This window comes from Paenibacillus sp. Y859 (assembly GCF_056786405.1).
This window is the reverse complement of record NZ_JBXCIZ010000001.1, coordinates 732810-747277: the sequence shown is the minus strand read 5'-3', so window position 1 is coordinate 747277 and position 14468 is coordinate 732810. Positions and strand designations below refer to the sequence as shown.

Genomic DNA, 14468 nt, shown 5'->3' with positions numbered 1-14468 from the left:
AGAGTAATATATAATTATATCATAAAAGACGATGTGTCTGTGGATAACAATGTCATAGTATTGTCATGACATTACATTGTGAGCTAGTTGTTACTTACTTTTAAAAAGGGCATAATAATATGTAGGGAAATTATTATACTGGAGGCTAACTGATGACGTACAATGACGTATTCACCAGAGCTTGTTATAAGCAGGAAGTGAAGCATGTACCCGTATGGTACATGAGACAAGCAGGTCGAACTGATCCTGATTACCGTAAAATCAAAGAAAAATATAGTCTTCTTGAAATTTGCCGTCAACCAGAGCTAGCAGCTGAAATTACATTAATGCCTGTAAAGAAGTTAGGCGTTGATGCTGCGATTCTGTACTCGGACATTATGAATCCTGTAGCTTCACTCGGAATTGATTTCGATATTGTGAAGGATATAGGACCAGTTATTAACAATCCTATACGAACGGCAGCAGACATAGAGCGTCTTCGTCCCATTGATGTGGATAAGGATCTCAGTCATATTTTAGAGACCATTCGAATTCTAGATAAAGTATTGAAAGTTCCTCTTATTACTTTTGCAGGCGCGCCTTTTACAATAGCTAGTTACTTAATTGAAGGTAGACCTTCGAAAAGTTATATCCGTACTAAGACTCTGATGTATAACGAGCCACATCTGTGGAATTTACTGATGGACAAGTTGGGAGATATGGTCATTACATATGTAAGAGCCCATATCGCTAATGGTGGTAAGGCTTTTCAGTTATTTGATAGTTGGGTGGGGGCATTGTCTCCGAAGGATTTCGAAAAGTTTGTGCTTCCAACGATTACTCGTATTTTTGCCGAACTATCCGATTTGAATGTACCCAAGATTTATTTTCCAGGTGTTAGTTCAGGAGAACTGTTACCGACGCTCACCAATATTCAGACTAATGTGATGGGATTGGATTGGAGAGTATCTATTTCTGAAGGACGCCGAAGAACGAATGGACGCTTTGCTATGCAAGGCAACTTAGATCCTTATATATTAACAGCGCCTATAGATGTCATTAAACAATATGCCAAAGAAATTATTGATGATGGCATACAGGAACCTGGCTTTATATTTAATTTGGGGCATGGATTGTTCCCAGAAGCATCCATTGATAAACTTCGTGAATTAACACAATTTGTTCATGAATATTCGGCTTCTCAATTAAGAGCATAAGTACTCTCTTAACGACCATAATATAAACCTATACTGAGTTTAAGGTGGTAATTTCGTGAAATCTAAAGTAGGCGTTTTAGTTATGTCATATGGAACACCAGAGAGTCTAGAAGGAATTGAAGCTTATTATACGCATATCCGCAGAGGACATCCTCCGACTTCGGAACAACTTCAAGATTTAGTAAGTCGTTATGAAGCTATCGTCGGTGGAGTATTTCCTCTTCGTGAGAACACTAACCAACAGGTAAGAGAATTACAAGCCGTTCTTAACCAAAGTATAGATCAATCCGAAATTGAGTATGTATGTTACCAAGGACTTAAGCACGCTGCACCTTTGATAGAAGACGGTGTGGATCAAATGGCTAAAGATGGGATTAAGCGGGCTGTAGGGATCGTATTAGCACCTCATTATTCAGTGATGAGTGTAGGTAGTTATATTAAACGAGCGCAAGAGAAGGCGAATGAGCTAGGGATAGAAATGACTTTCGTTGAGAGTTATCATGTCCATCCACAATTGATTCAGGCGCTTAGCGAGCGTGTAAGTGCGAAGCTGGATCAATTCGAGGAGGCTGGCGCTAAGCGCGAGGATGTTATGGTGTTATTCAGTGCACATAGTCTTCCGGAGCGGATACTCGAAATGGGAGATCCATATCCAGAGCAATTGTTGGAAACTTCACGTGCGATTGTTGAACAGACAGGTGTGGCACAGTGGCAGTTCTCATGGCAAAGTGCTGGACGAACTGCTGAGCCATGGCTTGGGCCGGATGTTCTCGATACACTTCAAGAACTCAGTAAGGAACAGGTGAAGAATGTGCTTGTCGCCCCTGTTGGCTTCGTATCTGATCATTTGGAAGTACTATATGACTTAGATATTGAAGCTCAAGATATCTCGAAGGATCTAGATATCCGACTAATGAGAACAGATTCATTGAATAGTGATCCTCTCTATATGGAGACTCTTCGTGATGCAGTGTGGGCTTCTTTAGGGAAATAGTCCAGCAATAGAATAGGTCGTAAGCCTCAAATACTATAGAAGAACTCCCGAATTCATTCGGGGGTTCTATTTGTTTGCCGTAACCTGATATACTGAAATGAGAGTCTTTCAAGATACTAAATTCAATATCGTGTGAGAAGGAGTAAATAATGCATTTATCACGTACTAATAAAAATAGATCGACTAGAAAGAAAAAGAATAAGCGCTTTAGAAAATCATGGGTGCTACTAAATACGTTTCTTGTCTCTGCGATTGTTATTCTACTATCCTATTATTGGATTACAGAAGGGAATCAAGCGCAAGAGAATGAATCGATCGCAATAGAGCGTCCAGTTGTTCAAGCTGATAAGCTTGATGGTGAGAGTAGTAAACCTACTCTATCTAAAGAGGTAGAGAAGGATCAAACAAGTAAAAATGAGGAATCGAAAGAAATGGATGTAACTAAACCTCTAATCGAACCTATTGAACCTAAGGAACCTAAGGAATCTAAGGATTCTAAGGATTCTAAGGATTCTGAAGCTTCTACTGAACCCGATGATTCTACCGAACTTGAAGCTCCTATTGAATCGGATGATTCTAGCGAGATTATTGCGAACTCAGATAGTATTCTCACATTTAATTTTGCAGGAGATATGATGTTTGCGGGTAAAGTAGAAGGGATGCTGAAAGAAAAAGGGTACGACTATCCCTTCGAACATTTGGGTGATCTTTTCCATAATGATGATTTAACGATTGCTAATCTTGAGTCGCCAGTGACGACATCTGGAGTAGGAGCAATGAATAAACAATATGTATTCAAGTCATCACCTAAGGCGCTAGATGCCCTTAAGAAAGCTGGAATGGATGCTGTAGGGCTTGCCAATAATCACATACTGGATCAAGGGGTTTCAGGGCTGCTGGATACATTGAAATATTTAGATGAAAGCGGGATTCAGTATGCGGGTGCGGGTAAGAATGCGGATGAAGCGTATGCTCCTGCATATTTCACACGTCAAGGAGTTAAGATTGCGCTTATTGCCGTTAGCCGTGTTGTACCCGATAAAGATTGGCATGCTGGGAAAGGCAAACCGGGTGTTGCTACGGCATATAGTCCAGCCGAAGCCCTTAAATCTATTGCTACCGCTCGTACGAAGGCGGATATCGTTATCGTCATGGCACATTGGGGCAAAGAGAAAGAATTGCAACCAATAAAGAATCAGACAGAGTTAGCACACCAATTCGTAGATGCTGGAGCAGATCTCGTGATTGGGGCACATCCTCATGTTCTTCAAGGACTTGAGCAATATAAAGGGAAATGGATCGCTTATAGTACAGGTAATTTCATATTTACTAAATCGAGTACTGCATCTACATGGAGAACAGCTGTATTCGCAACCACCTGTACTCCTAAGGGGGATTGCAAGATTAAGCTTATCCCTTTCCATACTGAAGTAGGTCAACCCGTTCCGATGTCTGATCAAGAAGGTCAACAATTGTTTCAAGATATAGAGAAGTTGTCTATTGGTAGCGTGAGAATAAATAAAGACGGTAACGTCTATATGCCTAAATCGTGAAAGGACTGATTAACCGATGGATTCAATGATTCGTAATGTTTATTGTATAGGGCGTAACTATAGATTACATGCAGCAGAGCTTGGAAATGATATACCGCAAGAACCGATGGTATTCATGAAACCATCTCATGCTGTTGTTCCATTAGATAAGAGCTTAATTACGTTACCCAAGGATCAAGGCGCAGTTCATTATGAAGGTGAATTGGTATTTCGAATTAGTCGGAATTATGAGGCAGGCCTTGCAGTCGATGACTTGATCGATGTTATGGCATTGGGAATTGACTTCACCTTGCGTGATGTTCAAGAGGTCATTAAGAGAAAGGGTCATCCGTGGACAGCAGCTAAAGGATTTAAATCATCAGCACCATTGACATCATTCATTCCTTTCCCAGGGATAGAAGAGCTTGCATCACAAGATTTCACGGTTATTATGAATAAAGTCGAAGTTCAGCGTGGTAATGTGAGCGATATGATCTTTTCTGTGCAAGAAATTATAGACTATATCGGTTCACATTATGGATTAGGCAAAGGAGATTTCATCTTCACAGGTACTCCCGCAGGCGTTGGACCGGTATCTTCAGGTGATCAATTTGAACTCTTGTGGGGGGATAACCAGCTTGGAAGCTGTGTCATTGAATAACAGATGATGTGGGTAATAGGCGTTGTGTGTGCATTAATGGTGTCTGCGGCAGCATATCGGAAGAAATCACTCTCAGGTTCAGGTGCGGTGGCAGCTACCATCATGGGGACGGTGTACTTCGCTGCAGGAGGGCTATTCTGGTTCGGAATTCTCCTTGTATTCTTTGGTTCCTCTTCTGTGATATCCAAGTTTCGCCACAGTCATAAAGCGGAGATGGAGAAGTCCTACGCGAAGACTGGACGGCGCGATGCAGGACAAGTGCTAGCGAACGGTGGACTTGGAATGCTCCTGTGTATTCTGAATGCGATATGGCCTCATCCTGAATGGGGAATTCTATTTATTGGCATCATGGCTACGGTGACTGCTGATACTTGGGCTACGGAGATCGGTAGCTTAAGCGCTAGACCTCCACGTTCGGTTTTGAATGGCAAGGTGTTAACAGTAGGGACATCAGGTGGAGTATCAATCCTTGGAAGTGCGGCTGCAGCAACGGGTGGAGCTATGATTGGGGGATTCGCATGGATCTTTGAAGCACTTTCGGCATCGGACTTTCAATTACGTCCGTTGTTGATGTGGGTATTCATAGGTCTTGTTGCTGGATTAGCAGGAGCATTTACAGATTCGATATTAGGTGCCACGATTCAAGTCATGTATCAGTGCCGTGTTTGTGGGAAAGAAGTGGAAGTGTTGCATCACTGTGAGCAAAGTACGAAGCAGATTCGTGGTTGGATCAGAATGAACAATGATGCAGTCAATATGTGGAGCTCCATCGTTGGAGCGATGGTAGCATTCATGCTATAATCAAATGATTGCCAACCAAATAAGAAAAGTTAGTAGGGAAAATTAAAAATGAATATATTAACTGTAGAACATATAAGTAAAAGTTACGGAGAAAAGGTGCTTTTTAAAGATGCATCTTTCGGTATGGAAGATCAAGATAAAATTGGGATTGTTGGTGTGAATGGAACGGGGAAATCAACTCTCTTACGTATAATTGCGGGATTAGAGAAGCCGGATGAAGGCCAAATATCCATTGGGAATGGTGTTAGAATTAGAACACTAGCACAGAATCCTGATTATGATCCAGAAATGACCGTTTTACAGCAAGTATTCCAAGGAAATGATCCGCAAATGAAAGTCGTGCGTGACTATACAATAACGATGGATTTATTAGATCTTGATCCTTCAAATGAGAAGGTGTTGGAAAGACTGTTGGATCTGAATCAAGAGATGGATACACTACAGGCTTGGAATCTTGAAAGTGAAGCGAAGATCATTCTGAATAAACTAGGAATTACACAATTTGAAGACTTGATGGGGACGCTGTCTGGTGGGCAACGCAAGCGTGTAGCATTGGCTAACGCGTTGATTCAACCCTGCGAGTTGTTAATTCTAGATGAGCCAACGAACCATATCGACACGGATTCAGTGGCGTGGCTTGAGCAATATTTACAGAAGCGACGCGGTGCGTTACTGATGATTACCCATGATCGGTATTTCCTCGATCGAGTGGCTAACGTTATGTTGGAGCTCGATTATGGGCGGTTATTTCGATATCAAGCCAATTATTCAGCATTCTTGGAATTGAAAGCAGATCGCGAAGACAGAGAGGCGTCTACAGAGCATAAGAGGCAGAATTTACTTCGGAGTGAGCTTGCTTGGATGCGTAAAGGACCGAAGGCGAGGTCTACTAAGCAGAAGGCACGGATTGATCGCTACGAAGAAATGAAAGATCAGCAAGGGATACAGCGTGCGGGATCGATGGATATGTCAGTGGCATCAAGCCGTCTGGGGCGTAAAATTCTAGAGATAGATCATCTGCACAAAACAAATGAGGACAATGTTCTTATTCAGGATTTCAGTTATATTGCTGTGCCCGAAGATCGAGTGGGTATTGTCGGTCCGAACGGTACTGGGAAGTCCACACTACTTAATCTCATAACTGGTAGATTACAGCCAGATGGTGGAGAGATAAGTTTGGGTACTACTGTAAATATTGGTTATTTCACTCAAGAGCATCAAGAGATGAATGAGAAACAACGTGTTATTGAATATATTAAGGAAGTAGCGGAAGTGATTACTACGGCAGATGGAAGTACCATTACAGCCGGGCAAATGCTGGAACGGTTTCTGTTTACTCCTACGCTTCAATGGACGCCCATTTCCAAACTATCTGGTGGGGAGAAAAGACGTCTCTATTTATTGAGAGTACTTATGGGAGCGCCGAATGTGTTGTTGCTTGATGAGCCTACGAATGATCTTGATATTCAGACGTTGGCTGTTTTGGAACAATATTTAGATGAGTTTCCAGGGGTCGTATTTGTAGTATCACATGATCGGTACTTTTTAGATCGGACGGTAGATAAGATTGTTGCATTTGAAGGAGAAGGAAGCCTTAGAGTTCATGTAGGTTCTTATAGTGAATATGAGGAATGGATGACTAAGAATGTGTCCAAAGGACCAGATCGTCAGCGCAATGATCAACCTGCAGAACCGGTACACAAACCAATCGTTGTCTCCCCAAAGGAGAATGAACTTGAATCATCACGTGAGAAAATCAAGTTCAGTTTCAAAGAACAGCGGGAATTTGAACAGATCGATAGTCTAATTCAGGCTGCTGAACAGAATATAGTGGACATAAATCACCAGATGGAGCAATCCTTTGATGACTCTGCCCGGCTACAGGAGCTTATGAATAAGCTTCAGGAAGCACAGCAAAGACTTGAACATCTGATGGAGCGTTGGACGTATTTGAATGAATTAGCAGAGAAAATGTAAGGTTAAGAAAACTTGATAGATGTAACAAAAAAGGCACAGTGCGTAATTCTCAGCACTGTGCCTTTTTCTGTGAACTAACCTGTTACTGCTGTAAATATGCTGCAAGTAACTTTGTCGTATTTAGAATGGCCTGCTTATGTGTACGTTCCATAGCATGTGAGGCATGAACACCTGGACCAATAAGAGCTGCGCGAATATTGTTGCCAGCTCGAAGCGCAGCAGAGGCATCAGATCCATAATACGGATATACATCGACGGCATATGGAATGTTCTCTGATTCGGCTAAGGAGATGAGACGGCTTGTCATATCGTAATCGTAAGGTCCTGATGAGTCTTTGGCACAGATGGATACATCCGTTTCTTTACAACTAAGATCATCGCCAATACATCCCATATCAACCGCAATCAGTTCCTCGATATCATCAGGTATGGAGGAAGCACCATGTCCGACTTCTTCATAATTGGAGATCAGAATTTTTAGCGTAGTCCGTGGTTTCCAGCGTTCACGCTTCATCGATTCGAGTAGACCGAATAGAGCCGCAACGCTAGCCTTATCATCGAGATGACGGGATTTAATATATCCACTGTCCGTAACGACGGCTCTTGGGTCAAAGGATATGAAATCGCCGACTGATATTCCTAGTTTTTCCACATCTTCTTTGCTGTCTACAAGCTCATCAATACGCACTTCCATATGTTCTTCTAGACGCTTGAAATCACGAGCATCGTTGTAGACATGAACCGAAGGATGAGTACTTAGAATAGTTCCAGTATAAATCTTACCATTACGTGTATGTATGGTGCAGTACTCATTCTCAATTGCCTGCAGCATGAATCCACCGACTAAAGAGAGTCGAAGTGTGCCTTCAGGCTTGATAGCTCGAACCATAGCGCCTAAAGTGTCTACGTGGGCGCTGAGACCTATTGTACGGCTATTATCATGCCCTTGTACGGTTAAGATGGCGCCACCTTTCTGATTCCATGTCAAGGGAATCTCGAGGGCTCTGGCCTCTTCCTCAATCCAATTCATGACATGAGCAGTGAATCCGCTAGGACTCGGTGTGTTAAGTAACTTTTGAAGAAAATTTATAATATATGTCTCATTTGGTTGGATCGACAATAGGATCTACCTCCTTAATATCTTCCGTGCTGGATGCTGAAATAGGTTCGGTTGGTGGTAAATAATTAGTTTCTTTAATGACTATATCCAGTTGGGTAGATAGTCGTTTTATTTCTCTCTGTAGTTTATATTGTCTATAAATTCCATAAGAACCAACGATTAATCCGCCGATGAGCGTACATCCCAGTATTAGCAGAATTAAGGGAATACTTACCTCACTGAAATAAAAGTTAACTTGAACAGGGTTAACATTGATGACGGCAAATAAGGCCGTTAATAAAGCAAATATAAGTCCAGCGATTAATGACCATTGCATTTTCATGTAGACATCTCCTTTCAAGAGGTTGTTCAAAAAGACATCTTGTGATTACGGGCTGTAATCACATTATAAAATCCCCTGACCAAATGGACAAGGGATTTTATAACAGTCTCACATATTACTTAGTCAGTTGCTCCATTTGTGTTATTAATTCTTCGAATACGCTCATAGCATCTCGGATCGGTTGTGGCGAGGACATATCCACACCCGCTTTACTTAGAATATTAATGGAGTAGTCGCTTCCCCCGCTTTTGAGGAATCCTAGATAACGATCAACCGCTGGCTGGCCTTCCTCCAAAATTTGTTTGGAGAAGCTAGTTGCTGCTGAGAAGCCAGTAGCATACTTGTATACATAAAAGCTGTTATAGAAATGAGGAATACGTGCCCATTCCATTCCAATATCTTTGTCTACTGCCATATCCGGACCATGATATTTGAGATTCAATTCATAGTAGATATCCGAGAGTGCTTGTGGAGTAAGGGATTCGCCTTGTTCAGCATGCTCATGGATTAGCTTCTCGAACTCTGCAAACATCGTTTGTCTAAATACCGTTGTACGGAATTGGTCTGCATAGTAAGTGAGAAGATACATCTTTTCTTTAGGATCAGTTGATTTCTTCAATAAGTAATCCATCAACAGCGCCTCATTCGTAGTAGAAGCCACTTCCGCTAAGAAAATAGTGTATTGTGCATCACGATATTTCAACGCATTATCAGAATAGTATGAATGTAATGCATGACCCATCTCATGAGCCAATGTGAACATACTATTGAGATTATCTTTATGATTCAAAAGGACGTAAGGATGTGTTCCATAAGCTCCCCAGCTGTATGCGCCAGTTCGTTTTCCCTCGTTCTCGTAGATATCAATCCATCCTTCATCATAACCAGTCTGTAAGGCGCTAAGATAATCATCACCAAGTGGCTTGAGGCCATCTTTAATGGTCTTCTTTGCTTCTTCATAGGTGATGTCCATCTTGTATTCGTCTACAAGAGGAGCGAAGAGATCGTACATGTGTAATTCATCGACTCCAAGCAGTTTCTTGCGAAGTTTCATGTAGCGATGGAGTAAAGGCAAACTCTCATGAATTGTATCGATTAGATTGGTGTACACTTCCTTCGGAATGTTGTCGCCATACAGGGACATATCAAGTACAGAAGGGTATTTGCGAACACGTGAGTAGAAAATATTCTTATTGACATTAGCGCTTAACGTCGCTGCAATGGTGTTCTTCTGTTTGGCATAAGTTTCATAGACTGCTTTGAAAGCACGACTGCGAACTTCCCGATTAGGGCTCTCTAGATACTGAATATAGCTTCCATGAGTCAGTTCAACTTCTTTACCATTCTCGTCTTTGATCTTAGGGAATTTCATGTCTGCATTGTTAATCATACCGAAGATCGTTTGCGGTGCTTGAGATAAGTTACCTACCTGAGCTAACAGAGCTTCTTCTGTTTTCGTAAGAACATGAGCCTTTTCACGCTTCATCTCTTGTAGAGTGAATTTGAAATCGGATAGGGTTGAATCTGCAATGAAGGCGTCAAGTTTATCATCAGGCAGAGACAAAATTTCAGGTGTGACAAAAGAAAGTGCCTCATTCGCATCGACACTTAACTTTTTAGCTTTTTGGGTTAGTGCTTGATATGTAGGGTTCGTTGTGTCTTCATCATGATGCATATGAGCATATACGTATAGACGTTCAACATGATTGGAAATATCATCTTCTAGCGTGAAGCATTCTTTCACGGATTGGACTGTATCTAACTTTCCTTCCAACTTAGCAGCCGTGGATAGTTTCTTCTGAACTTCGGTGTAAGCTTGATCCCAATCCGATTGGTCAGCATACAAATCTTGTAGGTTCCATTGATGGTCTTGAGGTACTTCTGAACGTTTCAATAATTGGTCCATGGGAATCCTCCTTACGTGATTTGAGTATAAAGGTTGGGTTCCTTGTGATGCAGCGATTAGTGGAAAAAAGGGACTGGACAATATACTAAAAGTGAGTATTAGTGATACAGTTTTGGGTACCATGACCAAACGTGTACCTCCTTTGCATATACAATTAACTCATAGAGGATGTTCAAAAAGTCATCTTTTGATCACGAAGTATAGCGAGAAGTGTATTCGACATCGAATATTGAATTCAGCCGGTTCTTCCGGTGCTCACGTAGGTACTGCCTACGCTCCGCTCCTCACTCCCTTGCTTTATCCAATCTTCTCGGTGCTGAAAATCTGACTTTTTGAACTGGCATCCATAGTATATCCAGTCCTACACGTATTATTACTAGTAGTATCCCACTAAACTTAGGAACCCATGTTTAGAAAATTAATGACGATTAAAATAAAGGAAACAAGGATCATAATGATGGCGGCGAGAGCCATCCAACGCCTTAATGATGGTGGGACGGAATTCTTGCCCATGATGAGCGCTACACCAAGAATAAAAGCGCAGATGACAAATATTAAACTGCTACTGGAATCCATTATAAATTAAACTCCTTTGAAGGCCGCAATAATTGTGCGCCATTCGTCTTCATTACCGACATACTCTTCTTTGGGAAAACGATTATTTGCCCAATTCATCAAGGCAGGCCGACTTAGAAAAGTTTGAGTTTCCTCTCCCCATTGATCGGAGATTTCACGAAGTACGAGATATTTACCTTGAACTTCGATGGTCATCATATTCCAATTATCTTTTTTGTATATTTCATGTTTTTTTATCATATTCACATTTCTCCGTTTGCTCTTTTGATAAAATGATAACGCAGACGCACTTATAAAAGCAAATAAAAACGGAGAAAAAGATGCTTATTGAACAAAAATAATAAAATTGATAGTTTCTAATGGTGTTTAGATCTGTTTTTATATTTGAATATATGTCAAATGAACACATTCATGCCTTTGACCGAATTAGCGTTAGAATGATACACTAGTAGCTATGAAATAATCAATTTTATAGAGGTTGTTCAAAAAGTCATCTTTTGATCACGAAGTATAGCAGAGGGCGTATTCGACATCGAATATTAAATTCAGCCGGTCCTTCTGGTGCTCACGTAGGTACTGCCTACGCTCCGCTCCTCACTCCCTATCTTCATTCAATCTTCTCGGTGCTGAAAATCTGACTTTTTGAACACACACTTATAGGGAGCGCTCCGTTATGAAGTTTAAGTTATTTAAAGATCGTAAAGGGAAAGCAGATCAGGCTAAAAACAATAAATTTGTAAAGCTTGGTCGTGAAATTTATGTACAAGCTCGTAAAGGTGGACCTAATCCGGATGCCAATTTCGGTTTAAAGACGGCTATCGCGAATGCACGGCAGATTAATATGCCAGTTGATAATATTGAACGTGCGATTAAGAAAGCCTCAGGTAATAGTGATAATGTAGAATACGACGAAATTTACTATGAAGGTTACGGCCCTGGTGGCATAGCTATTATGGTGAAATGTCTGACAGATAATCGCAATCGTACGGCAGCGGATGTAAGATCCATCTTTAATAAGCTTGGAGGAAACATGGGCGAGTCTGGTTGTGTTTCTTATATGTTTGATCAAAAAGGGCTACTTGTTATTGATCGGGAGAAACATGGAGAATTGGATGAGGATACATTGATGCTTCAAGCTATTGAAGCTGGTGCTGAAGATGTCATAACGAATGATGACAGTTTTGAGGTGTTAACTCATCCACATGAATTCGAAGCAATTAAGAGGCTATTGGAAGAAGAAGGCCTTGACTTTAGTAGTTCTGAAGTAAGATGGATTCCCCAGAATACGATTGATGTTGAAGGTGAGAATGCAGAGAAACTACTACGAATGATGGATACCTTTGAAGATAATGACGATGTTCAAGATGTCTATACGAACTTCGAGATTAGCGAAGATGAAATGGAACGTATCGGATAACAAATAAAAGTATTTAAACTATAAAAACACTGCACCCCGTGGTCAACGAGGATGTAGTGTTTTTTTCACATAATAGAAAGTATAAGATTCTAACGGAAGTGAGTGACCTTATTAGGCCTTCTTCTTCGGATTTGAGCTGTTAATGCGCATATAGAGGTCAGTATTTCCGTTAGAATTTCATGTTGGTGTTTTTTCGTGAAATAAGGTCTGTGGCTTCCGTTAGAAAGGTTAGAAAATCTACCGCCGGCGAATAAGAGCCTAAACAACATTTAAATTAGCAGAATGGTGGGGCTTGCGAGAAATAAGTGCATACACTGCAATTACTCCATTCACTTCAACAGAAGAAAGATGCACAATTGCAAACTTTCTGTCACCATGTCATCGCATATCGTTAATGCCCCTTCTGAGTCTGCTGTATTGGTTTAAGCGCAGGTTCTTTGTCTGTACGGCGAATAACGATCCAAACAATGACTAATTCAGCTAGAAGTCCAAAGGACTGGGAGAGCGCACCAACCATTCCGTTCCATCCTGGCGTAAATATTATTAGAATAATCAAGAAAAGGATAGTACAAACGGCATTTGCAGTCTGAGAACGGAACATGACTTTTGTCTGACCGCGAAGAAGGATTAAGCCATTTCCATAGTCAAGCCAGGGCATAACCAGTGTATATAGTGCGAAAGCACGTAACGTAAGTAGACTTTCATCTAACAATTTTCCATTAACGTTCATCATATGTTCTAGCACCCATGGGCCAAGTGGTGTGTAAGCGATACTTACAAGTAGCACGAAAGGGATAAACCCGATGCTGAGCGCAAACTTTTTGACTAAAGGAGCATTAATATTGTAAAAGTTCAACACAATTTGATGAATATAAGTGAAGAAACTCAGTATTAATTGCATCAGGCTACTAGCAACGGCAAAGGCAGATATGGACAAGAGTATACCTGTCGTTTTTCCAAGCATGATATTAATCATCGGACCAATAAACATAGCAATGAAGGAAGATAGCAATAAAGGTTTATAGAACGAGAAGACATCAGCCTTCGATTCAACTTCGTGATCTATTTGCTTGAGCGGCATGTTACGTACGATGTTATTCCCTTCCCAATAACTTACAGCTGCTTCTATGATCATCCCTGATAAGAATATAATGGCACCAACACGTCCGTTTGTAATATTGTCAGAGATAACGAAATATAGGGAAAGTGCATACATAACAGCGAGACGGAAGATCATCCCAATTGTTAACCATTTCGTGCGGTTATGACTAATAATGACACCTTGATATATATTGCGAATAACAGAAAAGATGCTAACAAACATGAGGATCTGGTAGACATCGATGACAGAAGACAATAGGCTAGAATCTACTCCAAATAAATATTTGAATATGCCATGACCAACAGGTGTATATACGATTAGAAAGCCTACAAGCATAACAAATGCTAAAAAGACTTTGGTTACATAGGTCAGTGCTTTAAATGATATTCTATCTTTGACTAGTGCTGAGCATGTCTGCCTCAATAATGAGGATGGACGCTCCGTAATGGTTAAAAAGCTTAATGCGATGGCATAACTAGCAATGACTGTTTCAGGATTCGCGGCTTGAGCCAGTGTCCCATTGATAATGACGTGTGAAATGGTCACTAGTGATGCGGCTACGCCAAGGGGTAAAAAGAAAGAGAATAATCGTCTCCAAGAGAGTGATTCATCTATAGACATGGATTGAAGACTCCTTATTTTAAGTAATGGTTGTTAGTATATCATAGGAAATGGGATACGGGTGTGAAAGGGTTGGTTTTCGATATATTTCGATTCGTTTGTAGAAGAATTAAAGAAAGTGACTTAGTTTATTTGTACAAATGGTGGGTACATATTATAATAATAATAATTTGGTCAGGAATATAAGTAGACAATCATTGTGGAGGCACCCGTCAGTGAATGATAATGTGCAACACCTAAATC

General features: G+C 40.8%; 13 protein-coding genes. 7 read left to right on the top strand and 6 right to left on the bottom strand.

What is annotated here, in order from left to right; translation table 11 throughout:
* Nucleotides 1-152: 152 nt before the first annotated feature.
* From hemE to AC1TO8_RS03790, 6 genes are all read left to right on the top strand, one after another.
* Nucleotides 153-1196 carry a uroporphyrinogen decarboxylase gene (gene hemE, locus AC1TO8_RS03815; RefSeq protein ID WP_482054265.1) on the top strand — a complete coding sequence of 348 codons (1044 nt, stop codon included), beginning with the start codon at nucleotides 153-155 and terminating at the stop codon, nucleotides 1194-1196.
* Nucleotides 1197-1251: 55 nt separating this feature from the next.
* Nucleotides 1252-2190, top strand: a complete 939-nt coding sequence (gene hemH, locus AC1TO8_RS03810) for a ferrochelatase (protein WP_482054264.1) — start codon at nucleotides 1252-1254, stop codon at nucleotides 2188-2190.
* A gap of 149 nt (nucleotides 2191-2339) precedes the next feature.
* Nucleotides 2340-3743, top strand: coding sequence for a CapA family protein (locus AC1TO8_RS03805; protein ID WP_482054263.1), 1404 nt, complete (start codon nucleotides 2340-2342; stop codon nucleotides 3741-3743).
* A gap of 16 nt (nucleotides 3744-3759) precedes the next feature.
* Entirely contained in the window at nucleotides 3760-4383 is a 624-nt protein-coding gene (locus tag AC1TO8_RS03800; RefSeq protein ID WP_482054262.1) for a fumarylacetoacetate hydrolase family protein, read from the top strand.
* A 3-nt stretch (nucleotides 4384-4386) separates the two neighbouring features.
* On the top strand, nucleotides 4387-5184 hold the full coding sequence (locus tag AC1TO8_RS03795; RefSeq protein ID WP_482054261.1) for a DUF92 domain-containing protein: 798 nt from the start codon (nucleotides 4387-4389) through the stop codon (nucleotides 5182-5184).
* A gap of 48 nt (nucleotides 5185-5232) precedes the next feature.
* A complete protein-coding gene (locus AC1TO8_RS03790) occupies nucleotides 5233-7161 on the top strand; it encodes an ABC-F family ATP-binding cassette domain-containing protein (protein ID WP_482054260.1) in 1929 nt (642 codons plus the stop codon).
* An 82-nt stretch (nucleotides 7162-7243) separates the two neighbouring features.
* Here the strand turns inward: AC1TO8_RS03790 and AC1TO8_RS03785 are convergent, their stop codons facing one another.
* The 5 genes from AC1TO8_RS03785 to AC1TO8_RS03765 form a co-directional block, all read right to left on the bottom strand.
* On the bottom strand, nucleotides 7244-8281 hold the full coding sequence (locus tag AC1TO8_RS03785; RefSeq protein ID WP_482054259.1) for a M42 family metallopeptidase: 1038 nt from the start codon (nucleotides 8279-8281) through the stop codon (nucleotides 7244-7246).
* The gene (locus tag AC1TO8_RS03780) at nucleotides 8262-8603 is read right to left on the bottom strand and encodes a LapA family protein (protein WP_482054258.1); all 342 of its coding nucleotides are present in this window, start codon (nucleotides 8601-8603) and stop codon (nucleotides 8262-8264) included. The genes AC1TO8_RS03785 and AC1TO8_RS03780 overlap by 20 nt, the downstream gene beginning before the upstream one ends.
* Nucleotides 8604-8718: 115 nt before the next feature.
* Nucleotides 8719-10509, bottom strand: a complete 1791-nt coding sequence (gene pepF / locus AC1TO8_RS03775; protein ID WP_482054257.1) for an oligoendopeptidase F — start codon at nucleotides 10507-10509, stop codon at nucleotides 8719-8721.
* Nucleotides 10510-10905: 396 nt separating this feature from the next.
* Nucleotides 10906-11085, bottom strand: coding sequence for a hypothetical protein (locus AC1TO8_RS03770; RefSeq protein ID WP_482054256.1), 180 nt, complete (start codon nucleotides 11083-11085; stop codon nucleotides 10906-10908).
* A 6-nt stretch (nucleotides 11086-11091) separates the two neighbouring features.
* Entirely contained in the window at nucleotides 11092-11325 is a 234-nt protein-coding gene (locus AC1TO8_RS03765) for a hypothetical protein (protein ID WP_482054255.1), read from the bottom strand.
* Between the two features lie 433 nt (nucleotides 11326-11758).
* On the opposite strand from AC1TO8_RS03765, the gene AC1TO8_RS03760 reads away from it, so the two are divergent.
* Nucleotides 11759-12502: a YebC/PmpR family DNA-binding transcriptional regulator gene (locus AC1TO8_RS03760; RefSeq protein WP_482054254.1), complete on the top strand. Its 744-nt coding sequence runs from the start codon at nucleotides 11759-11761 to the stop codon at nucleotides 12500-12502.
* A 391-nt stretch (nucleotides 12503-12893) separates the two neighbouring features.
* Here AC1TO8_RS03760 and AC1TO8_RS03755 read toward each other — a convergent pair whose 3' ends face one another.
* Nucleotides 12894-14225: an MATE family efflux transporter gene (locus tag AC1TO8_RS03755; protein WP_482054253.1), complete on the bottom strand. Its 1332-nt coding sequence runs from the start codon at nucleotides 14223-14225 to the stop codon at nucleotides 12894-12896.
* Between the last annotated feature and the right edge of the window lie 243 nt (nucleotides 14226-14468).

Coding starts and splice junctions, on each gene's coding strand:
- hemE (WP_482054265.1), top strand. CDS start 153: ATGACGTACAATGACGTATTCACCAGAGCTTGTTATAAGCAGGAAGTG.
- AC1TO8_RS03805 (WP_482054263.1), top strand. CDS start 2,340: ATGCATTTATCACGTACTAATAAAAATAGATCGACTAGAAAGAAAAAG.
- AC1TO8_RS03800 (WP_482054262.1), top strand. CDS start 3,760: ATGGATTCAATGATTCGTAATGTTTATTGTATAGGGCGTAACTATAGA.
- AC1TO8_RS03795 (WP_482054261.1), top strand. CDS start 4,387: ATGATGTGGGTAATAGGCGTTGTGTGTGCATTAATGGTGTCTGCGGCA.
- AC1TO8_RS03790 (WP_482054260.1), top strand. CDS start 5,233: ATGAATATATTAACTGTAGAACATATAAGTAAAAGTTACGGAGAAAAG.
- AC1TO8_RS03780 (WP_482054258.1), bottom strand. CDS start 8,603: ATGAAAATGCAATGGTCATTAATCGCTGGACTTATATTTGCTTTATTA.
- pepF (WP_482054257.1), bottom strand. CDS start 10,509: ATGGACCAATTATTGAAACGTTCAGAAGTACCTCAAGACCATCAATGG.
- AC1TO8_RS03770 (WP_482054256.1), bottom strand. CDS start 11,085: ATGGATTCCAGTAGCAGTTTAATATTTGTCATCTGCGCTTTTATTCTT.
- AC1TO8_RS03765 (WP_482054255.1), bottom strand. CDS start 11,325: ATGATAAAAAAACATGAAATATACAAAAAAGATAATTGGAATATGATG.
- AC1TO8_RS03760 (WP_482054254.1), top strand. CDS start 11,759: ATGAAGTTTAAGTTATTTAAAGATCGTAAAGGGAAAGCAGATCAGGCT.
- AC1TO8_RS03755 (WP_482054253.1), bottom strand. CDS start 14,225: ATGTCTATAGATGAATCACTCTCTTGGAGACGATTATTCTCTTTCTTT.